Raw genomic sequence first — 23,223 nt, 5'->3', positions numbered from 1 at the left:
GATTTTGTGATGGTCGCTTACTCATCAGCTCTTGCTGAGGAGTTTCCTTACTCAATTACTGCTTTTGCTATTTTCATAGCTCAAAAGAATTGCTGGTTTATTTCTAAATAAGTTTTTACTTATTTTACTCTGTTTAATTTTCAAGGATCATTCTATCTTCTTGTTTCCTGTCATCTTATTCAGACGACTTTTATAGTATAACTAACAATCAATCAAATGTCAACAATTAATTTCATTGACTTTTTTATTAATTGTTTGCCGCAACCCATGCGACTTTTATATAATATCATTTTATTAGATTAATGTCAATATAATTTTTAATAAAGTTAAAAATTATTTATATCAAAAATATAACCCAGATTATGGCTGATATTAACTCAACTAAAAATCCAGATTATATTTTTTAAACTTAATTTATTTATACTTCTTCTTTTGGAATTTCATCACTACAATTTATTTTTGCAATTGCTACTACTTTTTGCTTATCCTCTGTCTTCATCAAAGTAACACCCATCGCATTTCTACTAGTTGTTGATATATCTGAAACATTGAGTCTTATAGCTACATTACTGCTATTTATCAACATCATTTCATCTCCGTCTTTTACCATCTTTGCTCCAACAATAAGACCTGTTTTATCACTTATCTTATAAGTAATAATACCCTTGCCTCCTCTTTTGTGGATGGTATATTCAGATATAGGAGTTTTCTTTCCAAAACCATTTTGACTTATTACTAAAACTTCTGCATCTTTATCTATTATCTCCATACCAACAGCTATATCATCATTTCTCAATGTTATGGCCTTAACTCCTGAGGCAGTTCTACCCATAGCTCTTACGTCTTTCTCGCTGAATCTTATTGCATAACCATTTCTCGTAAATACAATAATTTCACTATTACCAGTAGTCATTCTAACACCTATAAGCTCATCTTCATCTCTTAAATTTATGGCATTTAATCCTTTTTTCCTTATAGAAGAATATTTGCTTATCTGAGTTTTTTTGATTAATCCTTTTTTGGTACCCATTATGAAATAGTTATCTTCCTTAAATTCTCTAAAAGTTAATACTGCTTGAATTTTTTCATCTCTATCTATAGGTATAAGATTTACTATATTAGTTCCTTTTGCTGTTCTACCAGCTTCAGGAATTTCATATCCCTTTAATTTATACACTCTACCCTTATTAGTAAAGAACAATATATAATTGTGAGTTGAAGTAATAAACATATGTTCTACAAAATCATCTTCTTTTGTAGTCATAGCCTGTATTCCTCTTCCACCTCTTCGCTGTGAAGAATAAGTATCAGCTGCAATCCTTTTTATGTATCCAGAATGGGTAAGTGTTATTGTTATTTCCTGTTCCTGAATCAAATCTTCAATATCTATATCGTCATTACTTAATTGTATTTGAGTTCTTCTTTCATCACCATATTTATCTTTTATCTGATTCAATTCATCTTTAATTATACTTAAAAGTAATTCTTCATTTTCAAGTATTTCTCTTAAATAATTTATAGTTTTCATAAGATCATTATATTCATTTTCAATTTTTTCTCGCTCTAAACCTGTAAGTCTTTGAAGTCTCATATCCAAAATAGCTTGAGCTTGTTTTTCAGAAAGTTGAAAATTTGACATCAATCCATTTCTTGCTTCATCTGTAGTTTTGGAAGATCTTATAAGATTTATTACTTCATCTATACGATCTAAGGCTATTCTTAGTCCTTCAAGTATATGTGCACGTGCTAAAGCTTTATCTAAATCAAATTTAGTTCTTCTTCTTATTACTTGTTTTTGAAATTCTAAATAGTGTGTTAATATCTCTTTTAAGTTTAATACATGCGGTTCATTGTTCACAAGTGCAAGCATTATAATACCAAATGTATCCTGCATTTTAGTATGTTTATATAATTGATTTAGAATTACATTTGAATTTGCATCTCTTTTTAATTCTATAACAATTCTCATACCTTCTCTATCAGATTCATCTCTTATATCAGATATGCCTTCGATTTTCTTATCTTTTACAAGAATTGCAATATTTTCTATTAATTTTGATTTATTTACCTGATAAGGAAGCTCAGTTACTATTATTCTTTCTCTTCCCTTTTCTTCTTCTATTTCAGCTTTACATCTTACAAGTATCTTTCCTCTACCAGTCTCATATGCACTTTTGATTCCTGAAGTTCCAATTATTATACCTGCAGTAGGGAAATCTGGTCCCTTTATATCATTCATAATTTCACTAATAGTTACATCAGGATTATCTATTATAGTAATTACACCATTTATAACTTCTCTAAGATTATGTGGAGGAATATTGGTAGCCATACCTACGGCTATTCCTGCTGATCCATTTACAAGAAGGTTAGGAAATCTTGATGGTAAAACTGAAGGTTCCTTTTCTTCTCCATCAAAATTAGGTACAAAATCTACAGTATTTTTATTTATCTCTCTTAGCATTTCAAGAGTTATTTTATTCATCTTAGCTTCAGTATACCTCATGGCAGCTGCACTATCTCCGTCTACAGAACCAAAATTTCCATGTCCATCTACTAATGTATATCTAATTGAGAAATCCTGTGCCATTCTAACAAGTGCATCATAAACTGCTGTATCACCATGAGGATGATATTTACCTAAAACATCTCCTACTATTCTTGCACATTTTCTATATCCTTTATCTGGAGTAAGCCCTAACTCATACATAGAATATAATATTCTTCTATGAACAGGTTTTAATCCATCACGTACATCAGGAAGTGCACGACCTACAATTACACTCATTGCATAGTCTATATAACACTTTTTCATTTCATTGCTTATGTCTACGGGTAAAATTTTTCCTTCGTCAAACATGTATGTTACACCTCTCTACTATATATCTAAGTTTACAACCTTCTTAGCATTTTCCTGTATGAAATTTCTACGAGGCTCTACTTTATCTCCCATAAGTATAGTAAATATCTCATCAGCATCCATTGCATCTTCTACATTTACTTTACGGAGTGTTCTAGTTTCCGGATTCATTGTAGTATCCCAAAGTTGTATAGAATCCATTTCTCCAAGTCCTTTGTATCTCTGTATATTTATACTGCTGTCTTTTCCACCCATTTCCTTGAGTATAAATTCAAGTTCTTCATCAGAGTAAGCATAATTTTCTTTCTTTCCTTTGCTTATCTTGTAAAGTGGAGGTTGTGCTATATAAATATGTCCCTGATCTACCAACTCTTTCATGTATCTATAGAAAAAGGTAAGAAGAAGAGTTCTTATATGAGCTCCATCTACATCTGCATCTGTCATTATTATTATCTTGTAATATCTTATTTTACTAACATCAAAATCTTTCCCTATGCCACCACCAAAAGCAGTTATCATAGCTCTTATTTCCTCATAGCCAAGTATCTTATCCAATCTTTGTTTTTCAACATTCATTATTTTTCCACGAAGAGGTAATATAGCCTGAAATTTTCTATCTCTTCCCTGCTTTGCTGAACCTCCTGCAGAATCACCCTCTACTAGATATATCTCACATTCAGAAGGATGCTTTGAAGAACAATCTGCAAGTTTTCCTGGAAGTGAAGTATTTTCAAGTACTGATTTACGTCTTGTTATCTCTCTTGCCTTTCTAGCAGCTTCTCTGGCCCGTGATGCCATCAATGATTTATCCAATATTGTCTTGGCTATTTGAGGATTTTCTTCAAGATAATTACTTACAGCCTCACTCATTATGCTGTCGACTATTCCCCTTACTTCACTATTACCAAGTTTAGTCTTAGTTTGACCTTCAAATTGAGGATTAGTTAGTTTTATAGATATAACAGCCGTTAATCCCTCTCTTATATCTTCTCCTGATAAATTCTTATCATTTTCCTTTAATACACCATATTTTTTTGCATAATCATTAAATACCCTGGTAAGAGCAGATTTAAATCCTGCTAAATGAGTTCCACCTTCAACTGTATCTATATTATTAGCAAAAGCAAAAATATTTTCGGTATAACCATCATTATATTGAATAGCAATTTCTAAAGAATAGTCTTCTCTTTTACCTTCTAGATATATAGGTTCTTTTTGAATTGGCTGCTTATTTCTATTAAGATACTCAACAAAAGACTTTATTCCACCTTCATAATGAAAGAGCTCACTTTTATCATTTCTTTTATCTTCTAAGGATATTTTTATGCCTTTGTTTAAAAAGGCCAATTCTCTAATTCTATTTGCAAGAGTTACATAATCAAATTCTATTTCCTCAAATATCTCTGAATCAGGTTTGAAATAAATTTTTGTTCCATGTTCATCGGTATCACCTATAATATCCAAACCAGTTACAGGTTTGCCCTTTTTAAACTCCTGGCTCCATATATGTCCTTCTCTTTTAACTTCAACTTTACAATCTTCTGATAAGGCATTTACTACTGAAGCACCAACTCCATGAAGTCCTCCTGATACTTTGTAGCCTCCACCGCCAAATTTTCCACCAGCATGTAGTATAGTCATTATTACTTCAACTGTTGGTTTTTTAATTTTAGGATGAATACCTACTGGCATTCCTCTTCCATTATCTGATACAGTTATAGAATTATCCTCGTTTATAATTACTTTTACTTTAGTACAATATCCAGCTAATGCTTCATCTATACTATTATCAACTATTTCATATACCAAATGATGAAGTCCCTTTAAACTGGTACTTCCAATATACATACCCGGTCTTTTTCTTACTGCTTCTAAACCTTCTAAAACTTGTATCTGATTCTCGTCATAAACTTTTTTGGTATCTTGTGGCATATTTATCCTCCTATCTTTTAAGATTCATAATATAAAGATTCTGATCTTTTAGTCAATGTTGATGAAGATATTGGCGATAAATAAATCTTGCTCTTTTTATCAACTTCAGCAATAATAAATGATTTTGGTTTATCTTTAGTAATTCTCTGCACAAATCCATCTTCTTCTGCCATTCTTAAAAATTGAGTTGTATCAGAACCATACATCGAAGTTTCTACATCAAATATACCAATTATATTTTTTATCGGAACAACTATATTTTCACCTAAATGTAAAAACATAAAAAATCTCCTTTCAAATCTATTAAACTTTAATTATAGTTCCATTAGTAACTTCAAATAATTGAGCTTTATTTTCAATATACTTTTTTATGTTGTTAATTCCTGTACAAGTTATAAGGGTTTGAATTTTATTTATAGAACTTAATATATACTCCTGTCTATTTTTATCCAACTCAGATAAGACATCATCAAGAAGTAAAACAGGATATTCTCCTATTTGATCCTTTATTATTTCAACAGAAGCAAATTTCATAGTTAAAACTGATGTTCTCTGTTGTCCCTGAGAACCAAAATTTCTGACATTCACACCATTTATATATATATTAAAATCGTCTCTATGGGGACCAATTGATGTATTACCTCTTTCTATATCATTATTTCTACTTTTTTTTAAATTGTCTAATATTTCTTTTCCGATTTTATCTAAATCTTTAATCGAAGTTATATATTTAAATTCTATTTTTTCAATTCCTGAAGTTATATTTTTATGTATAATCTTTCCTTTTACATTAAGCTCTTTTATATATTTATTTCTAAGATCTATAAGTACCTCTCCATACTTGGATAATTGATTATCATATACACCAAGCATATTAATATTATTCTTATTCCATTTTTTAAGTATCATATTTCTTTGAGATAAAACTTTATTATATTGAACCAAATTAAAATAATATTTTTTATTTAATTTGCATAATTCCATATCTAAAAATTTTCTTCTGAATATTGGAGATTCTTTTATTATTTTTAAATCCTCAGGTGAAAACATAACTACGTTAAAAATTCCCATTAACTCAGATAATTTATTTACTTTTATAGAATTTATATTTATGCCTTTTTTTCCTTCTTTAAATACTTTTATTTCTATTGTTTTATCCAAGCCCTTTCTTGATATATAAGCTTTTATATATGATTCTTTTCCATCCCATTTTATAAGTTCTTTATCTTTATTAGTTCTAAATGATTTACCTATACTGCAATAATATATACTTTCCAATATGTTGGTTTTACCTTGTGCATTATTTCCTATAAACACATTTATATTTTTGTTTAGTTCAATAGACAATTGTTTGTAATTTCTAAAATTAACAAGTTGTAAATACTTTATATACATACAAAACACCTAATTTTAATTATATCACAATATAGAGATTGCACAATTAATGATATTTACAGTTTATATAAGCTTATATTGTATTCCATTTAATTCAACTATATCTCCTATTGATAATTTTTTACTTCTTCTTGTTTCTATATTATTATTTAATTTTACTGATCCATTTTGTATAAGTATTTTAGCTTCTGAACCAAGTGAAACTGCACCACACCATTTTAAAAAAGAATCTAGTTTTATTATATCTGTATTTATTTTTATTTCTTTCATTTTCTATTATCTCCATTTTTTATTTTTTTAATTATTTAAAAGTCTAACTGGAAGAACAAGGTAAGTACAATTATTCTTATCTTTATTTTTTATAACGCATGGACTTACACTACTTGAAAAATTTAATATTATTTCTTCTTCATCCATTATTTTAAGTACATCTATTAAATATTTTGAGTTAAATGCAATTTGTAGATTACTTCCTTGCAAAATTATATTAACTTCTTCTTTTACCATTCCTAATTGAGAATTTGAAGTTATAATCATATTATTGTCTTCAATATTCAATTTTATTAAATTTGTATTACTGTCTTTAGCCATAAGAGATGCCCTCTCAATACAATTTAAAAGTTCTTCCCTTTTAGCAGTAACTTGCAAATTAAATTCTTCAGGAATTATTGATTTATATTTTATAAATTCTCCTTCTAAAAGTCTTGATACTATTTTAGTTTTTCCCAAATTGAAAAGTATATGATTAGGAGTAAATGTAATATCAACATTATCTTCTCGATCTTCAAGAATTTTTGATACTTCATTTAGTGTTTTACCTGGAATTACTGCATTTATTTCATTATCATTATCTAATGATTCAAATCTAAGAGCTAATCTATATCCATCAAGTGCAATTAAATTTATAGTTTTATTTTTTATTTCAAATAAAATTCCAGTAAGTATAGGTCTGGTTTCATCTTGTGCTGTTGCAAATATTGTTTCCCTTATCATATTTTTAAGTATATTTTCCGATATTGAAAATAACATGTTTTCATTGATATTTGGAAGCTCGGGAAAATCAGCTGTATTCATGTTTATTATATTAAATTTTGATTTTTTACATAATATTTGAGTTGTATTATCATCTATAGTTTCAATGTTTATATCATCATTAGGTAATCGTCTTATTATTTCTCCAAATAATCTTGCATTTATTATTACAGAACCTTCTTCTAAAATAGTTGCTTCAATTTTTGTAGTTATACTTAAATCTATATCTGAACCTGTTAATATTAATTCATTTCCATTTGTTTCTATTAATATACCGTTAAGTATCGGCATAGAAGATTTACCTGTTATTGCTTTTTGTACTGTAAAAACAGCTTCTTGTAAATTTGATTTATTACATATAAACTTCATTAAAGTATCCTCCTTTTGGTATAAATATTATTTGTAATAAGATAGATAATTAGATAATTATTTTATAGTAATAGTAGTAGGGGCTGTGGATATGTAGATAATATTAGCAAACGTTGATATTGCAGTAGAAAAGAAGAAAAATAATTGTGGATAAGTAACTAATAAAAATTTGACTTTATCCACATAATTAGAATATAAATTTAGTATTCATTTTTATCCACATGGTTTTATAATAAAAATATCAACAGTTGTTTATAATTATTTTTGATTTATTCTTTTAGTTAATTCACCTACTGCATTTTGAAGGCTTTCATCTACCTTTAAATTTCCAGATATTTTTTCATATGCATGAATTACAGTGGTGTGATCACGGCCTCCAAATTCTTCGCCTATTTTAGGAAGTGACATATCTGTTAACTTTCTACTCAGATACATTGCTATTTGTCTTGGAAAAGCTACATTTCTTGTTCTTCTTGCGGATTTGAAATCGGATAGCTGAAGGTTGTAGTAATTAGCTACTACTTCTTGAATTAATCCTATTGTTACTTGTTTAGACTGTTTACTGGAAATTATGTCTTTTAATGCTTCGACTGCTAGATCAACACTTATCTCTTTATTTGTAAGTGATGAGAACGCTACAATTCTTATTAATGCTCCTTCCAATTCTCTTATATTGGATTTTATTTTTGTAGCTATATATACCATGACTTCATTTGGAATATTGAGTTTTTCTACATCCGCTTTCTTCTTAAGTATGGCAATTCTTGTTTCAAAATCTGGAGGTTGAATATCTGCTATAAGTCCCCACTCAAATCTAGAAACCAATCTATCTTCTAATGTAGAGATTTCTTTTGGCGGTCTATCACTAGATAGAATAATTTGTTTATTTGCTTCATATAATGAATTAAAAGTATGAAAAAATTCCTCTTGAGTTCGTTCTTTTCCAGCTATAAATTGTATATCATCTATAAGTAATATATCTATATTTCTATATTTATCCCTGAATTCTACATTTTTATCATCTTTTATAGAATTTACAAGTTCGTTTGTAAATTTTTCTGATGAAACATATACAACTTTTAATGATGGATTATTTTTTAATATGTAATGACCTATAGCATGCATTAAATGAGTTTTACCAAGACCTACACCACCATATATAAATAATGGATTATATGCTTTAGCTGGAGATTCTGCTACAGCTAATGAAGCTGCATGAGCAAATCTATTGCTATTTCCAACAACAAACGAATCAAATGTATACTTTGGATTTAATAGAGTTGATGATTCGTTATTTATTTTTTCTTGTCTATGTTGAGTATTTTTTTCATCTAAGGTAAATGCTTCTTCTTGATATATTGAAAATTCAATTGTGTAATTTTTAGAAGTAAGAATTTTTAAAGCTTTAATAATATATTCCTTATATTTGTTATCAAGAACGCCTCGAGTTAGTTCATTTGGTACACTTAATTTTAGTACATTATTTTCTATCGATATGGGTGTAATACTTTTAAGCCATGTGTTAAAACTTACTTCTGTAAGTTCACCTTTTATAATGTTTAAAGTTTTATCCCATAATTCTTTAAGATAGGCATTCATTTTATATCCTCCAGTCTTAGATAATAAACTCACAATATATAAACAAAGTTATAAACAAAGTATTATAATTACTTTCCATATGTTTATAAAAATATTCACATGTTTATAATTTTGTTGATTTAATTTAATAAAATAAAAGTGTAAACAAGTAATAATTAATTTTATTAACTTGTCTATTATAGTAGAATACAAGGTAATATGTAAAGATATAATAAAATAATATCAGGATTGCACATTTTATCCACAACTTTATCAACAGCTGTGGATAAGTCCATATTTTTATAAATTATACACATACTCTATTAATAATATCAAAATAAAAACGCTGATTCAAGAAGTTATCCACAAAAATGTAGGTAAATTGCATGTATATAAAATATTTAGTTTATTTAATTATAAATTTTAGGCATATTGTAAATTATTTTTCAATTCGTAATTTTGAAGTAGAATAAAAATTTTTCAACAAAGAATGCAGCTTTAGATAACTCAAAGGTTAATATTTATAAAAAAACCTTGAATATTTAATGTATAAAGTGCATATTACGAATTGCAGGTAAATTATTAATTAGTGTTGACATTGTAGTATAGTGAATATATAATTTAATAGTAAAACTTTAAAATTGATAAAGATATATTGTTTAGTAGTACAATATTTAATGTCTTAATTTTTAGAGTTCAATAAATCTAAAAACTATAGGTATTTATTGATTATAAATAAAACTAGAAATTTAAAGTATAGAAGGGAGGCAAACTACTACATAATATAAAAATGTATAAATGAACTACATTTATTATATATTATTAGAGTGGTAGTTAGATTATTATGTGGATGACATATCAACCAAAAAAGAAACAAAGAAAAAGAGAACATGGTTTTAGAAAAAGAATGAGAACTTTGTCTGGTAGAAACGTTATTAAGAGAAGAAGAAGAAAAGGTAGAAAAAGATTATCAGCATAAAGGCCGCTTTTGTGGCCTTTTTCTGCAATGAAGGGAAAAAAGAGGAGCAATATTGCAATGATTTATAGATTGAGAAAAAATGCAGAATTTAGAGCTGTTTACAGAAGAGGTAAATCTTTTTCAAACAATTTGTTAGTTCTTTATGTATATAAAAATAGAAAAAATTTTAATAGATTAGGTATATCTGTAAGTAAAAAAGTAGGTAAAAGTGTTATAAGAAATAGAATTAAAAGGTTAATTAAAGAAAGTTTTAGACTTAATTGTGATAATTTTAAGACTGGATATGACTTAGTATTTATAGCTAGAAATGCTTCAAATAATAAGGATTATAGTAATATAAGCAGTAGTATTAAAAATTTGATAAAAAAATCAGGGTTATATAAATGAAAAAAATTTTAATATATTTAATAAAATTTTATCGAGAATATATATCACCTTTGAAGAGATCATGCTGTAGATTTTATCCAACTTGTTCAGAATATGCCTTGCAGGCGATTGAGAAATATGGATTTTTAAAAGGTGGAATTATGTCTATAAAAAGAATATTAAGATGTAATCCGTTTTGTAAGGGTGGATATGATCCAGTTAAATAAATCATCAGGAGGTTAATATGAAATATTTAAATAATGCTTTTGTGCAGTTCTTTAATTATTTGCACGGAGGAGTAATTTCTGTATTTCCTAATCCAAATGTTTCTTATGGTATAGCCATAATTTTAATGACTATAATAATTAGGGTAATAATACTTCCTTTAGGTATTAAGCAAATTAAATCTTCACTTGTGATGAATAAAATTCAGCCAGAAGTAAAGAAAATACAGGATAAATATAAAAAGGATCCTCAAAAAGCTCAGAAGGAAATGATGAAGCTTTATAAAGAAAAAGGAGCTAGCCCATTTAGTGGATGTCTTCCACTTTTAATTCAATGGCCTATACTTGTAGCTTTATATTATGTTTTTAATCATCTTACAGGTTTGAATGGAATTAGTTTTTTATGGGTTAAGGATTTATCAAAGCCAGACATAGTTCTTTCAATTTTATCGGGCTTAACTACATTTCTTTCTGGTTGGTTGATAATGCCATCAGGAGATAATCCTCAAGCTGGTCAGAGTAGTAAGATGAATATAGGTATGGGAATTTTTATGGTTTTTATAAGTTGGAGATTAAAATCCGCATTGGTACTTTATTGGGTTGTTAGTAATTTAATTCAAGTTGTTCAAAACTTTATTATAAAAAGAATTGAACAAAAAAGAGAAGAAAAGAAAGTTGTTGATAACTAAAACTTAGGGGGTGGCTATTACGGTATGAAGGTTTTAGAAATGACCGGAAAAACGGTAGATGATGCTTTAAAAAATGCCCTATTAGAATTAAAAGTAGATATAGATAGAGTTGAATTTGAGGTTTTAGATTCAGGCAATAAAGGTTTATTTAGTTTAATTGGAAGTAGACCAGCTAAAATAAGAGTAAAATTAAAAAGAGCTTACATAGATGATGTAAGAGCATTTTTAAAAAATATATTGGATTGTATGAATGTGAAAGCTGATATTGCAATAAAAGAACAAGATAATACAATAAAAGTAGATTTATCAGGGGAAGATATGGGTATACTTATAGGATATAGAGGTGAAACTTTAGATTCTCTGCAATATCTTATGAGTTTGGTAGTAAATAAGAACCATGATATGGAATATAAAAGAGTTGTGTTAGATACTGAAAATTATAGGTGTAAGAGGGAAGAAACATTAAGAAAACTTGCTAAAAGAGTATGTGAAAAGGTAAAGAGAACAGGTAAAACTGTAAAATTTGAACCTATGAATCCCTATGAGAGAAGAATAATTCATTCCACTCTCCAAAATGATTCTTTAGTAAGTACTTATAGTGAAGGTAAGGAACCCTTTAGAAGAGTTGTAGTTATTTTAAAGAAAGCCTGATAATGGCTTTCTTTTTATTTATAATATAACAAACTCTAAATTTAAATTTTGAAATGGAGTGAAACTAATGAAAGAATTTGATACCATAGCGGCAGTTGCAACTTCTCCAGGAGAAGCTGGTATATCTATTATAAGAATTTCAGGTGAAAATTCTCTTAAAATAGTTAATGATATATTTAGAGGCAAGAATGATAGAGAATTAATGGATATAAAGTCCTACTCTATGAGATATGGTTTTATAGTGGGAAAAGAAAATGGTGAATTGATAGATGAAGTTATAGTAAGTTTTATGAAGGGTCCTAAAAGTTACACAACTGAAGATATTGTTGAAATAAATTGTCATGGTGGAATTATTACTACAAACAAAATTCTTGAAGAAGTAATTAAATGTGGAGCAAGACTTGCAGAACACGGTGAATTTACTAAAAGAGCTTTTTTAAATAATAGAATTGATTTAAGCCAGGCTGAAGCAGTTATAGATATAATACGTGCCAAAACTGAAATTTCCATGAAATCGGCACTTAGTCAGGCTGAAGGCAGTATTTCAAATAGAGTAAATCCATTAAGAGAAGAACTATTGGATATAATTGCACGTATTGAAGCTACAGTTGATTATCCTGAAGAGGATTTGGAAGAAATTACATCAGATAAAATTACTCCTGAGATTAAAAAAATAATATTGTATATAGAAGGTATTTTAAAGAATTCTGATGAAGGAAAGATAATTAGAGAGGGATTAAATATTGTAATAGTTGGGAAGCCAAATGTAGGCAAATCATCTCTTTTGAATTCACTTATACATGAGAATAAGGCTATAGTTACAAATATTCCAGGTACTACTAGAGATGTTATTGAGGAATATATAAATATAGAAGGTATTCCAATAAAGATAATTGATACTGCTGGAATAAGAAATACAGAAGATTTAGTAGAAAAAATAGGAGTAGAAAAATCGAAGCAAAAAATTAATGAGGCCAATCTGGTCATATTAATGTTGGATTCAAGCAATGAGTTGGATGAACTTGATGAAGAAATCATACAATACATAAAGGATAAAAAGTATATTATTTTATTAAATAAAAGTGATTTAAATGCTAAAATAGACTTAAATCATATTAAAAAAGAGAATTTAAATTTAGATTTTGTAGTAAAGACATCCTTAAAGACAGAAATTGGCATTAAGGATATTAAGGATTGTATAAAAAAATTATTTTTTAATGGAGAAATAAAATCAGATAATTTTATGGTGACAAATACAAGACATAAAGAGGCTCTAATAAAATCTAAAGATAGTTGTATAGAAGCTATAAATACTTTAAATAATACTCAAGCTATTGATCTTGCATCAATTGATCTTAGAAATGCTTGGTCAAGTCTTGGAAAAATAACTGGTGATACCATTGAAGAAGATATAATTCATAAGATATTTTCAAAATTTTGTTTAGGAAAGTAGGTATATTTAATGAAATACTTTTCAGAAAGTTATGATGTAATAATAGTAGGTGCAGGACATGCTGGATGTGAAGCAGGACTTGCTTCAGCTAGAATGGGATGTAAAACACTTGTATGCACAATGAACCTGGATAGCGTAGGATTTATGCCATGTAATCCTAATGTAGGTGGAACGGCAAAAGGGCACTTGGTTAGAGAGATAGATTCACTTGGAGGTGAGATGGGAGTAAATATTGACAATACTTTTATACAATCTAGAATGTTGAATACTTCTAAAGGACCAGCAGTACATTCATTGAGAGCTCAGGCCGATAAAAATAATTATTCTAGAAGAATGAAGAGGGTATTGGAAAAACAGTCTAATTTATATTTAAGACAATTAGAAGTACTTAATATAGAAACAGATGCTTCAGGTAAAGTATGTGGTGTAAGTACAAAAAATGGAGCATACTTTAAATCAAAATGTGTAGTTCTAGCAACGGGAACCTATTTGAAAGGTAAAGTTATTATAGGGGATGTTAGTTATAGTTCAGGACCAAATGGATTTATGCCGGCTAATGATCTTTCTCAAAGTTTATTGAATTTGAATATAGAACTTAGAAGATTTAAAACTGGTACTCCTGCTAGAGTAAAAAGAAGAAGCGTTGATTTTTCTAAAATGATAGAGCAAAAAGGTGATAGAAGGATAATTCCATTTTCATTTATGACAGAGTCATTAGATAGAGAGCAAATATCTTGTTATTTAACCTATACTACAGAGGATACGATAAAAGTCATAAAGGAAAATATAGATAGATCTCCACTCTACAATGGTTCTATTAAGTCTGTGGGGCCAAGATATTGTCCTTCAATTGAAGATAAAATAGTTAGATTTCCAGATAAAGAAAAACATCAAATATTTATAGAACCAGAAGGTGAAAATACAGACGAGTTATATGTGGATGGGGCATCTACATCTATGCCTGAAGATGTTCAATTGGCCATGTATAAAACTATAACAGGACTCGAAAATGTAGAATTTTTAAGAACTGGTTATGCTATTGAATATGATTGTATTAATCCACTTCAACTTAAACTTTCATTAGAATTTAAAAATATTGATGGATTGTTTGGAGCTGGTCAATTAAATGGAAGTTCAGGTTATGAAGAAGCTGCAGCTCAAGGATTAATTGCAGGAATCAATGCTGCAATTAAAGCAAAAAATAAAGAACCGTTTATTTTAAAAAGATCTGATGCATATATTGGGGTTTTAATAGATGATTTAGTTACAAAAGGTACAGAAGAACCATATAGGATGATGACATCAAGAGCTGAGTACAGACTAATACTTAGGCAGGACAATGCAGATCTTAGATTAACAGAGTTAGGATATAGTATAGGACTTGTTACAGAAGAAAGATATAAAAGATTTATAAATAGGAAGAATTCAATATTTAATGAAATAGATAGAATTAAAAAGATAAATATTACACCTAAGAAAGAAGTAATTGAATTTTTAACTTCAATAGGTTCTTCGGAATTAAAGAAAACAGAAAGTTTATATAATATAATAAAAAGACCTGAATTAGATTATATGAGAGTTGAACCATTAGATAAAGATAGACCAAATTTGGATTTGGATATTCAAGAGGAAGTAAATATCATTTCAAAATATGAGGGATATATTGATAAACAGTTACAGCAGATAGGACAATTTAAAAAAATTGAAGATAAAGTTATACCAGGTGATATAAGATATGATGAAGTAAAGGGATTGAGGATTGAGGCTATTCAAAAGCTAAATAAAGTAAAGCCAATGAATATAGGGCAAGCTTCTAGAATTTCAGGAGTTTCTCCTGCAGATATATCTGTTTTAATGATTTATATGGAAAAGATAAGAAGACAAAATAATTTAGATAGGAGTAATTAAATTATGGATTATTTTGAAATCATGAGAAGTGCTTGTCTTGATTCAGGAGTTGATTTTGACAGAAAGAAATATAAAGATTTTTTGGAGTATAAAAATTTAATTCAAGTATGGAATAAAAAAATTAATCTTACTTCTATAGTTGAAGATGATGAAATAATAAAAAAACATTTTATAGATTGTATAAAAGTATTTAAATTTTCTCCAATTAAGGATAGTCATAATTTTATTGATATTGGGAGCGGAGCGGGTTTTCCGGGTATACCAATAGGTATAATCAAACCAGATATGAATGGTTTGCTTTTGGATTCTCTAAACAAAAGAATAAAATTTTTAGATGAAGTTATAGACAAATTGAATTTGGAAAATATTCAAACTATACATGGAAGAGCAGAAGATATTTGTAGAAAAAATGAATATAGGGAATCATTTGATGTTTCAGTTTCAAGGGCAGTAGCTAACTTGACAGTATTAAGTGAATTTTGCTTGCCCTATGTAAAAATAGGAGGATATTTTATAGCTATGAAAGGACCTTCTTTAAAACAAGAAATTGATGAGAGTAAACATGCTATTGATATATTAGGTGGACATATAGAAGATATCATTAAAGTTGATATAGAAGATAGTGAGTTAAATCATAATTTAGTAATAATTAAAAAGATAAATAGTACACCAAAAGTATATCCTAGAAAAGCTGGAACTGTTTCAAAGAAACCATTAAAATAAAAGTATTAATTTGTCGTACGAAATTTACAAAAATAAGAAGGATTTTAGGTTACAATGGAGAAATGTTAAAGATATGAAGTGTAAGAGGGATGGATAGCTATGCAAAAGAATATTAATTATATATCTGTAGATTTAATTTCACCTAATATATATCAGCCAAGAAAGTATTTTGATGAAGAAAGCTTAAATGAGTTAGCACAATCTATAAAATCTTACGGAATAGTTCAACCACTATCTGTAAGAAAATTGAATGAAGATAAGTATGAGTTAATAGCAGGTGAAAGAAGATTAAGAGCTGCTAAAAAAATAGGACTTAAGGAAGTTCCCGTTATAATAGTTAATATAAGTGATAAAGAATCAGCAGCAATAGCATTACTTGAAAATTTACAGAGGGAAAATCTAAATTTTTTGGAAGAAGCAGAAGCTTATTATAATTTGATAAAGGATCATTCATATACTCAAGAAAAACTAGCCGAGGTTATAGGTAAAAAACAATCGACTATTGCTAATAAAATTAGAATTCTTAAGCTGGATAAACAGGTAAGAGAAATAATTATTAAAAATAATTTAACAGAGAGGCATGCAAGAGCTTTATTGAAACTTCCATCTATTGAACTTCAAATAAAGATACTTGATATTATATTGAAAAAATCTTTAAATGTAAAGAAAACAGAAGAATTGATTGAAAAAGAACTAGAAGGAGTAACTGATAAAAAAGGAAATAAAAAAAAGAAAAAAATAAAGGGAATATTTTCTCCTAGGGTATATGTAAATACGGTAAAACAGGTATTTGACAAATACGGATTAAGAGCCAAATATTCATCTAAAGATATGGAAGATAAAATACAGATAACTATAACAATTCCTAAAAAATAAAATATAATTTAGGGACATTTAAATATTGTACTTTAAATGTCCTTTTTTAGAAAATGAAATAGATTAAATGTTTCATGTGAAACATTTAATCTATTTCATTTTAAATTAATAATAAAAACTCTTTAATTATAGTAGAGAAAAATATATAATTAAAATTAAGTAATAAAAAGGTGGTGAATGCTATGAAAATAATTTCTATATTTAATCAAAAAGGTGGAGTTGGAAAAACAACTACAAGTATTAATCTAAGTGTTTATTTAGCTGTTAAAGGATATAAAGTTTTAAATATTGATATTGACCCTCAAGGTAATACTACAAGTGGTTTAGGATTTGATAAGTCAAGTATAGATAAATCTATATATGACATATTGTGTTTAGATTCAGATATTGATCAAGTAATGAAAAAATCTGAATTAGTAGATAATTTTTATATGATTCCATCTACTATGGAATTAGCTGGAGCAGAAGTTGAGTTAATTAATGTAAACAATAGAGAAAGTATATTAAAAGATAAGATAAAAAGTATGAAGAAAGACTTTGATTTTGTGTTTATAGATTGTCCTCCCTCATTAGGTATTCTAACTATTAATGCACTTTGCTGTTCAAATAGTGTTCTTATTCCTATACAATGTGAATTTTACGCTTTAGAGGGAGTTGGCCAGCTAGTAAATACTATACAACTAGTAAAAAAATCTTTAAATCCTGATTTAGATGTCGAGGGAGTAGTTATGAGTATGTATGATGGAAGGACAAGACTATCTAATGAAGTAGCATCTGAGGTAAAAAAATATTTTAAAGATAAAGTTTATAGGACTACAATACCACGTAATATAAGATTAGCTGAGGCACCAAGCTTTGGACTACCTATAGCGCTTTATGATGATAAGTGCAGAGGAGCTAAAGCTTATGATAATTTAACAGAGGAGTTTTTAAAGAGACAAAAATGTAAACTGATTAATTAATGTACATAGAATATTTGTAAATTTAAATTAGAAAATCAAAAAATTATAAAGAAAGGGGGGTACTGCTGTAGGATATAATATCTTATCCGTATTTTAGACAGCAGTAAATATGTTTTGAATAAAAAATATGGGCTAGGCAGGGGATTAGGAGCACTAATACCTGATGATATTTTAAATAATAGTGATACTGAAACTATTGTTAAAAAAATCAATATAGATTCTATAAGTGCTAATGAAGAACAACCTAGAAAAAATTTTGATGAGAGTAAGATTGTACAACTTTCTCAATCTATAAAAGAACATGGCATAATACAACCACTTATATTAAATAGAGAAACAGAGAACTATATAATAGTTGCAGGGGAAAGAAGATGGAGAGCAGCTAGATTAGCAGGATTAAAAGAAGTGCCTGCTATAGTAATGAATTTATCAGATAGGGATATACTTGAAATTTCTTTGATAGAAAATATACAAAGACAGGATTTAAATCCAATAGAAGAAGCCATTGCGTATAAAAAATTGATTAATGATTTCAAACTCAAACAGGAGGAATTGGCAAATAAAATAGGTAAATCCAGGACAGCAATAACAAATTGTATGAGATTATTAAACTTAGATAGTAGAGTTCAAGATTATTTAATTAATGGATTAATAACAGAAGGTCATGGTAGAACACTTTTAACCTTAGAAGATAAAAATTCACAATATGAATTTGCTAAAAGTATAATAAAAAATGATTTAACTGTACGTCAAGTGGAAAAGCTCGTTAAGGATATTAAACATAATAAAAAGAATATAGGAAACCGACAAAGTACAAGCAATCCATATTATGTTGATATAGAAGAAAAGTTGAAAGAATTATTCGGTACTAAAGTTATATTAAATGATAAAAAAAATAAGGGAAAGATAGAAATAGAATATTATTCACCAGATGATTTACAGAGAATATTAGATATTTTAAAAGTTTAAGGTTTTAATGAAATAAATCATAGCATAAACAATAAAATGTTTCACATGAAACATTTTTACGAAAGGAGAAAAGACATGGAATATATTTTAAAAAATATAGGCGATTTTCAAATTTATATTATGGTTGCCATTTTTGTATTGATTATAATATTATTTATAGTAGTTGCAGTGTTAACTAAAGCTTTAAACAAAGTTGAAAATAAATATAGACGACTTATGAGAGGAGTAGACAATAAAAATTTGGAACAACTTATTACAGGATATTTAGATAATATAGATGAAGCAAAACAGGAAACTGATTTCATGAAAGAAAAATTTGAAAAATTAAACCAAAAATATAATAATTGTGTTCAAAAGATTTCCATTATAAGATATAGGGCATTTGAAGATGTTGGTAGCGATTTGAGCTTTTCGGTAGCAATTTTAGATGGAAATAATAGTGGGGTTATAATCACAGGAATATATGGTAGAAGTGAAAGTACAACTTATGCTAAGCCTATAGATAAGGGTATGTCTAGATATGAATTATCTAATGAAGAAAATCAAGTTTTACAAGAATGCATTAATAAAAAAATTTGACAAATAATATACATAAAGAATCTCCTTAGGGTAATAATATCCTTAAGGAGGTTTTTTATAAAAGTTTATATTTCAAGTCAATCAAGTCAATCAAGTCAATCAAGTCAAATAAATGTTGAATTGAAAAAAAGGTATAATATAATTTCGGAAAAAAAGAGGATATTTTTGATACTATTATTTGTGATTTGAAGGATGGTTGATTAAATAAGTGAATATGAGCAACACTATTAAATGTGAAAAAAATATTATGATTGATGGTGCTTGAAAAAGCATAGAAAATATAGATAATATTTTCTATAGTAAGAGTTATAACAATGTGATAAATGAAATCACATATTCTCCATAATTTTATGCTTATTAGTTGAGGATCTTTTCCCGCCTACTGTTTTTATTATTGCATGATATATTCCTCGTGAAATTGTATCGGCAAGTTGCATTACTATAAATAATCTTGTGTTTTGTAATACCATAAATTCCATAACACCAGATATATTTACTACTCCAGTTATACTCAAATCTCCTATTGATGGTAGAGCTTTATTCATTGCAGATCCAGGATGGAGTGGTTTAGACTCTAGTATTATTTTACCTACATTTTGTAGACTACCCAGGCATGCATCAATAGCTATTATATATGGGCTTTTATATTCTAGATTTATTTTATTAATAATTTCCTCAAGATTTTTTGCGTGAACAGGAGTCTTTAAATTTCCATATATATGTACTTGATCTCTAACTAGAAATTTCAATTTTTCTCCTATTAATGGACCAAGACTATCACCTGTGGATCTGTCCGTTCCAATGCATACTATTATTATAGTTCTCCCTGATTTTATCAATGGATATAGTATATCACTTAAATTATCTCTTAAAGATATTATGGAATTTCTTTTATTAGAATCTATAATTATTTTTTTAGACATATAAAAAACCTCCTATGGTATAAATTGTAACCATAATAAGGTTTCTTATACATAATTAATATAAAAGTTAATAATTTTAGAGTATTTCTGCCTTCTTTAACATGTTATAAAACATGACTAAAAATATACAAAATAATACTCCTATAATTCCATATGCTTTTAATCCTATGAAAAGAGAAGCTAATACTGCTACAGGATTTAATCCTAATGAGGAAGATACCAATTTAGGTTCTATTATTTGTCGAATTATTGAAACTACCACATAAGCTATAACAAGTCCTAAAGCTACAAGATAATTTTTGAATATAAAAAAATAAATTAAAGCAAGAGGAATATATATTGTACCAATACCTAAAATAGGAAGTAAATCAGCTATTGCACATACTAAACTTAATATTAAGGCGTATTTTATTTTGAATATCATAAATACTACTAAGGTTTCTACAAATGTAATAGAAATTATTATCATATAAGATATAATATAGGTTAACAGCATTTTTTTTGTTTCAGTGTAAATTGAGAATAATTTATTAGCTTTATTTTTAGGTAATATAGTTATTAATTTGTTTTTTACTTTTAACATATCTTTTGTAAAAAAATACGTAGATAAAAGTGTAAATAATATAACCATTACTATATACGGTATCGTGGCAACAAGATTTATTATATAGGATACAAGTTTACCTGAGATAGATACTGCAATATTTGATAACTTTGTAATAGAACTTGTGAAATTTTTATTTATAGCATTTATTATATTTGGATCTAAATTATTATAGTATTTTTGTAATTTATAAAATGAATTTAATATATTATTAGAATTTTGGGATATATATGCTTGAGTATTTTTGCCGAATTGTATCGTTTCTTGAGTTAAATGAACAATTCCAAATACAAGACCAATAATTATTATGGCGAAAAATGTTATAGTAGTAATTAATGAAGCTGCAGATGGTTTTATATTTAACTTTTTTGAAATATACACTGTTGGCCTCTTAAGTATTAGAGCACAAACTAATGCTAAAACAAATGGAAGCGTATAATGAAGTGTACCAAAAAATATTATAAATGCACCTGTATATATTATAAAAAATAAGATTAACTTATTTACTTTATCTATTAACGAATCCATTTTCTATAGTTACTCCCTTCTTTATCTTTTAGTTGTATTTAAGTAATGAAATTATATTAAATTATGTTATTATAATATATAGTGAATAATGTACATCTCTATATATATTTGATATAAATTGTATAATAAATGTATCAATATTATATATATGTATTTATTATAAACTAATATATTGTCTCTGTATACCATATATTAGTAATTATTTTGGAAAGGAGATATAGTTTAATTAAACTATATTATACTATGAATAGATATTACATAATAACATTCAAAAATACTCATGATGCAATAGCAGGAGAAACTTTTTTAAGAAATAAGAATATACCCATAGATGTTATGCCTACTCCAGTAGTAATAACTAAAAGTTGTGGTATAAGTGTAAAGTTTGATGTCAAAAATTTGGACAAAGTTAAGTCTTTAATTCAAGAAGAAAAAATTTATTTTAAAAATATATATTTGAGAAATCCAGAAGGATATAAATTAATTGATATTAAAGGTAGGTAGATTTAATGAAAGAAAAATTACTTTCTATTTTTAAAATAACTACTTATAATGGGGGAATTACTATAGGTAAGTTTCCTATATCTGAAGAAAAAATATATAGTATCATATCTGGTTTTATAAAAATAATACTTATACTAATAATCATGTATATTAGTATAAAAATTGGCAACATGATTATAAATAGATATATAAAAAAACAAAAATACTTTAAATTTTCACTAGATGATAGAAAGGTCAAAACTGTAGGAGCAATATTAAAAAGCGTATTAAAATATTGTGTTTATTTTTTTGGAGTATTTGGTATAATATCAATTATTATGCCTAAGGTTGGAGCTACAGGGCTTACTTTTGCTGGCATAGGAGGTGTAGCTGTAGGCTTTGGAGCTCAAAGTATCATAAAAGATGTAATAAATGGATTCTTTATATTATTTGAAGATCAGTTTTCTGTAGGTGAATATGTGGATATAGGAGATAAAAGTGGAATTGTTGAAAGTTTGGAACTTAGGATTACTAAAATAAGAGATTTAAATGGAGATCTACATATAATTCCAAATGGAATTATTACTGAAACTACCAATCATTCCAGGGGAAGTTCTAAAATCCTGGTTGATATAGATATTTCCTATGAGGAAGATTCTGATAATGTTATATCAAAAATGTCAGATCTTTGTAAGAAGTTTGGTACTGACAATGAAGAAATAACTGATGGACCAAGTGTTTTGGGAATAACTAAAATAAAAGATGGAGTGGTAACAATAAGGATAATAGGCAGGACTAAACCTATGCAGCAGTGGAAAATAGAAGTAAAATTAAGAGATGAAATAATTAAAGCACTAAAGAAAGATAATATAAAATTACCATATAAAGAAGTAAAGATTACAAGGGGGAAATAAAACATGAAAAAAGTTTTTTATATTGGTGACATCGTAGAGATGAAAAAAGGTCATCCATGTGGAAGTAATAATTGGGAAGTTATAAGACTAGGTGCAGACATAAAAATAAAATGTATGGGATGTGGAAGGATAGTAATGCTTAGCAGAAACAAATTTGAAAAGAGTGTAAAGAAAATAATAAAACAAAACTATAAAGACGAAAATTAATATTGATATATATAGCAAA

Annotated in this window: 24 protein-coding genes; 15 read left to right on the top strand and 9 right to left on the bottom strand. The window is 27.4% G+C overall.

Going from position 1 to position 23,223, the window contains the following annotated elements:
- Nucleotides 1-418: 418 nt before the first annotated feature.
- The 7 genes from gyrA to dnaA form a co-directional block, all read right to left on the bottom strand.
- A complete protein-coding gene (gene gyrA / locus KM800_RS12020; protein WP_217813303.1) occupies nucleotides 419-2,860 on the bottom strand; it encodes a DNA gyrase subunit A in 2,442 nt (813 codons plus the stop codon).
- Nucleotides 2,861-2,878: 18 nt separating this feature from the next.
- Nucleotides 2,879-4,792: a DNA topoisomerase (ATP-hydrolyzing) subunit B gene (gene gyrB, locus KM800_RS12015; protein WP_217813302.1), complete on the bottom strand. Its 1,914-nt coding sequence runs from the start codon at nucleotides 4,790-4,792 to the stop codon at nucleotides 2,879-2,881.
- A 17-nt stretch (nucleotides 4,793-4,809) separates the two neighbouring features.
- A complete protein-coding gene (gene remB, locus KM800_RS12010) occupies nucleotides 4,810-5,073 on the bottom strand; it encodes an extracellular matrix regulator RemB (RefSeq protein WP_017751993.1) in 264 nt (87 codons plus the stop codon).
- 22 nt (nucleotides 5,074-5,095) lie between these two features.
- Nucleotides 5,096-6,187: a DNA replication/repair protein RecF gene (recF, locus tag KM800_RS12005; protein WP_217813301.1), complete on the bottom strand. Its 1,092-nt coding sequence runs from the start codon at nucleotides 6,185-6,187 to the stop codon at nucleotides 5,096-5,098.
- A gap of 63 nt (nucleotides 6,188-6,250) precedes the next feature.
- Nucleotides 6,251-6,457 (bottom strand): RNA-binding S4 domain-containing protein, encoded by a 207-nt coding sequence (locus KM800_RS12000; RefSeq protein WP_217813300.1) that lies wholly within the window; start codon nucleotides 6,455-6,457, stop codon nucleotides 6,251-6,253.
- Between the two features lie 27 nt (nucleotides 6,458-6,484).
- Nucleotides 6,485-7,588 (bottom strand): DNA polymerase III subunit beta, encoded by a 1,104-nt coding sequence (gene dnaN, locus KM800_RS11995; protein WP_217813299.1) that lies wholly within the window; start codon nucleotides 7,586-7,588, stop codon nucleotides 6,485-6,487.
- Between the two features lie 258 nt (nucleotides 7,589-7,846).
- Nucleotides 7,847-9,187, bottom strand: coding sequence for a chromosomal replication initiator protein DnaA (gene dnaA, locus KM800_RS11990; RefSeq protein ID WP_217813298.1), 1,341 nt, complete (start codon nucleotides 9,185-9,187; stop codon nucleotides 7,847-7,849).
- A gap of 823 nt (nucleotides 9,188-10,010) precedes the next feature.
- Here dnaA and rpmH point away from each other — a divergent pair.
- The 12 genes from rpmH to KM800_RS11930 all read left to right on the top strand — a co-directional run bounded on the left by rpmH (nucleotide 10,011) and on the right by KM800_RS11930 (nucleotide 19,545).
- On the top strand, nucleotides 10,011-10,145 hold the full coding sequence (gene rpmH / locus KM800_RS11985) for a 50S ribosomal protein L34 (protein ID WP_017751998.1): 135 nt from the start codon (nucleotides 10,011-10,013) through the stop codon (nucleotides 10,143-10,145).
- 57 nt (nucleotides 10,146-10,202) lie between these two features.
- Nucleotides 10,203-10,532, top strand: coding sequence for a ribonuclease P protein component (rnpA, locus tag KM800_RS11980; RefSeq protein WP_217813297.1), 330 nt, complete (start codon nucleotides 10,203-10,205; stop codon nucleotides 10,530-10,532).
- Complete coding sequence (gene yidD, locus KM800_RS11975; protein WP_217813296.1) at nucleotides 10,529-10,738, top strand: membrane protein insertion efficiency factor YidD; 210 nt, start codon at nucleotides 10,529-10,531, stop codon at nucleotides 10,736-10,738. Before rnpA ends, yidD begins: the two co-directional genes overlap by 4 nt.
- Nucleotides 10,739-10,755: 17 nt before the next feature.
- Nucleotides 10,756-11,424: a membrane protein insertase YidC gene (locus KM800_RS11970; protein WP_217813295.1), complete on the top strand. Its 669-nt coding sequence runs from the start codon at nucleotides 10,756-10,758 to the stop codon at nucleotides 11,422-11,424.
- A gap of 24 nt (nucleotides 11,425-11,448) precedes the next feature.
- Nucleotides 11,449-12,075 carry an RNA-binding cell elongation regulator Jag/EloR gene (jag, locus tag KM800_RS11965; protein ID WP_217813294.1) on the top strand — a complete coding sequence of 209 codons (627 nt, stop codon included), beginning with the start codon at nucleotides 11,449-11,451 and terminating at the stop codon, nucleotides 12,073-12,075.
- Between the two features lie 67 nt (nucleotides 12,076-12,142).
- Nucleotides 12,143-13,528, top strand: coding sequence for a tRNA uridine-5-carboxymethylaminomethyl(34) synthesis GTPase MnmE (gene mnmE, locus KM800_RS11960; RefSeq protein ID WP_217813293.1), 1,386 nt, complete (start codon nucleotides 12,143-12,145; stop codon nucleotides 13,526-13,528).
- Between the two features lie 9 nt (nucleotides 13,529-13,537).
- A complete protein-coding gene (mnmG, locus tag KM800_RS11955) occupies nucleotides 13,538-15,436 on the top strand; it encodes a tRNA uridine-5-carboxymethylaminomethyl(34) synthesis enzyme MnmG (RefSeq protein ID WP_217813292.1) in 1,899 nt (632 codons plus the stop codon).
- 3 nt (nucleotides 15,437-15,439) lie between these two features.
- On the top strand, nucleotides 15,440-16,159 hold the full coding sequence (gene rsmG, locus KM800_RS11950) for a 16S rRNA (guanine(527)-N(7))-methyltransferase RsmG (protein WP_217813291.1): 720 nt from the start codon (nucleotides 15,440-15,442) through the stop codon (nucleotides 16,157-16,159).
- 99 nt (nucleotides 16,160-16,258) lie between these two features.
- Entirely contained in the window at nucleotides 16,259-17,035 is a 777-nt protein-coding gene (gene noc / locus KM800_RS11945; protein WP_217813290.1) for a nucleoid occlusion protein, read from the top strand.
- Between the two features lie 182 nt (nucleotides 17,036-17,217).
- Nucleotides 17,218-17,997 carry a ParA family protein gene (locus KM800_RS11940; protein WP_217813289.1) on the top strand — a complete coding sequence of 260 codons (780 nt, stop codon included), beginning with the start codon at nucleotides 17,218-17,220 and terminating at the stop codon, nucleotides 17,995-17,997.
- Between the two features lie 114 nt (nucleotides 17,998-18,111).
- Nucleotides 18,112-18,966 (top strand): ParB/RepB/Spo0J family partition protein, encoded by an 855-nt coding sequence (locus KM800_RS11935; RefSeq protein WP_217813288.1) that lies wholly within the window; start codon nucleotides 18,112-18,114, stop codon nucleotides 18,964-18,966.
- 75 nt (nucleotides 18,967-19,041) lie between these two features.
- Nucleotides 19,042-19,545 (top strand): DUF4446 family protein, encoded by a 504-nt coding sequence (locus KM800_RS11930; protein WP_217813287.1) that lies wholly within the window; start codon nucleotides 19,042-19,044, stop codon nucleotides 19,543-19,545.
- Nucleotides 19,546-19,874: 329 nt separating this feature from the next.
- On the opposite strand, the gene yyaC is transcribed toward KM800_RS11930, so the two are convergent.
- A complete protein-coding gene (gene yyaC / locus KM800_RS11925; protein WP_217813286.1) occupies nucleotides 19,875-20,468 on the bottom strand; it encodes a spore protease YyaC in 594 nt (197 codons plus the stop codon).
- Between the two features lie 76 nt (nucleotides 20,469-20,544).
- Nucleotides 20,545-21,600, bottom strand: a complete 1,056-nt coding sequence (ytvI, locus tag KM800_RS11920) for a sporulation integral membrane protein YtvI (protein ID WP_217813285.1) — start codon at nucleotides 21,598-21,600, stop codon at nucleotides 20,545-20,547.
- Nucleotides 21,601-21,843: 243 nt separating this feature from the next.
- Here ytvI and KM800_RS11915 point away from each other — a divergent pair, with 243 nt between their 5' ends.
- The 3 genes from KM800_RS11915 to KM800_RS11905 are packed head-to-tail and all read left to right on the top strand — an operon-like array spanning nucleotide 21,844 to nucleotide 23,204.
- Nucleotides 21,844-22,104 carry a DUF3343 domain-containing protein gene (locus tag KM800_RS11915; protein WP_217813284.1) on the top strand — a complete coding sequence of 87 codons (261 nt, stop codon included), beginning with the start codon at nucleotides 21,844-21,846 and terminating at the stop codon, nucleotides 22,102-22,104.
- Between the two features lie 5 nt (nucleotides 22,105-22,109).
- Complete coding sequence (locus KM800_RS11910; protein ID WP_217813283.1) at nucleotides 22,110-22,997, top strand: mechanosensitive ion channel family protein; 888 nt, start codon at nucleotides 22,110-22,112, stop codon at nucleotides 22,995-22,997.
- A gap of 3 nt (nucleotides 22,998-23,000) precedes the next feature.
- Nucleotides 23,001-23,204 (top strand): DUF951 domain-containing protein, encoded by a 204-nt coding sequence (locus KM800_RS11905; RefSeq protein WP_217813282.1) that lies wholly within the window; start codon nucleotides 23,001-23,003, stop codon nucleotides 23,202-23,204.
- Nucleotides 23,205-23,223: the final 19 nt, after the last annotated feature.

This window comes from Clostridium tyrobutyricum (genome assembly GCF_019144085.1).
In the GTDB taxonomy this organism is placed as follows: Bacteria; Bacillota; Clostridia; order Clostridiales; family Clostridiaceae; genus Clostridium_B; species Clostridium_B tyrobutyricum_A.
The sequence above is the reverse complement of the archived record's forward strand: the minus strand, read 5'-3'. Positions and strand labels throughout refer to the sequence as shown.

Bases quoted from the DNA above. Each gene is read 5' to 3' on its own strand.
- rpmH (WP_017751998.1), top strand. From the start codon at position 10,011: ATGTGGATGACATATCAACCAAAAAAGAAACAAAGAAAAAGAGAACAT.
- yidD (WP_217813296.1), top strand. From the start codon at position 10,529: ATGAAAAAAATTTTAATATATTTAATAAAATTTTATCGAGAATATATA.
- KM800_RS11915 (WP_217813284.1), top strand. From the start codon at position 21,844: ATGAATAGATATTACATAATAACATTCAAAAATACTCATGATGCAATA.
- KM800_RS11970 (WP_217813295.1), top strand. From the start codon at position 10,756: ATGAAATATTTAAATAATGCTTTTGTGCAGTTCTTTAATTATTTGCAC.
- gyrA (WP_217813303.1), bottom strand. From the start codon at position 2,860: ATGTTTGACGAAGGAAAAATTTTACCCGTAGACATAAGCAATGAAATG.
- KM800_RS11905 (WP_217813282.1), top strand. From the start codon at position 23,001: ATGAAAAAAGTTTTTTATATTGGTGACATCGTAGAGATGAAAAAAGGT.
- yyaC (WP_217813286.1), bottom strand. From the start codon at position 20,468: ATGTCTAAAAAAATAATTATAGATTCTAATAAAAGAAATTCCATAATA.
- remB (WP_017751993.1), bottom strand. From the start codon at position 5,073: ATGTTTTTACATTTAGGTGAAAATATAGTTGTTCCGATAAAAAATATA.
- KM800_RS11930 (WP_217813287.1), top strand. From the start codon at position 19,042: ATGGAATATATTTTAAAAAATATAGGCGATTTTCAAATTTATATTATG.
- KM800_RS12000 (WP_217813300.1), bottom strand. From the start codon at position 6,457: ATGAAAGAAATAAAAATAAATACAGATATAATAAAACTAGATTCTTTT.
- mnmE (WP_217813293.1), top strand. From the start codon at position 12,143: ATGAAAGAATTTGATACCATAGCGGCAGTTGCAACTTCTCCAGGAGAA.
- noc (WP_217813290.1), top strand. From the start codon at position 16,259: ATGCAAAAGAATATTAATTATATATCTGTAGATTTAATTTCACCTAAT.
- dnaN (WP_217813299.1), bottom strand. From the start codon at position 7,588: ATGAAGTTTATATGTAATAAATCAAATTTACAAGAAGCTGTTTTTACA.
- recF (WP_217813301.1), bottom strand. From the start codon at position 6,187: ATGTATATAAAGTATTTACAACTTGTTAATTTTAGAAATTACAAACAA.
- mnmG (WP_217813292.1), top strand. From the start codon at position 13,538: ATGAAATACTTTTCAGAAAGTTATGATGTAATAATAGTAGGTGCAGGA.
- rsmG (WP_217813291.1), top strand. From the start codon at position 15,440: ATGGATTATTTTGAAATCATGAGAAGTGCTTGTCTTGATTCAGGAGTT.
- KM800_RS11910 (WP_217813283.1), top strand. From the start codon at position 22,110: ATGAAAGAAAAATTACTTTCTATTTTTAAAATAACTACTTATAATGGG.
- gyrB (WP_217813302.1), bottom strand. From the start codon at position 4,792: ATGCCACAAGATACCAAAAAAGTTTATGACGAGAATCAGATACAAGTT.
- KM800_RS11940 (WP_217813289.1), top strand. From the start codon at position 17,218: ATGAAAATAATTTCTATATTTAATCAAAAAGGTGGAGTTGGAAAAACA.
- jag (WP_217813294.1), top strand. From the start codon at position 11,449: ATGAAGGTTTTAGAAATGACCGGAAAAACGGTAGATGATGCTTTAAAA.
- rnpA (WP_217813297.1), top strand. From the start codon at position 10,203: ATGATTTATAGATTGAGAAAAAATGCAGAATTTAGAGCTGTTTACAGA.
- ytvI (WP_217813285.1), bottom strand. From the start codon at position 21,600: ATGGATTCGTTAATAGATAAAGTAAATAAGTTAATCTTATTTTTTATA.
- dnaA (WP_217813298.1), bottom strand. From the start codon at position 9,187: ATGAATGCCTATCTTAAAGAATTATGGGATAAAACTTTAAACATTATA.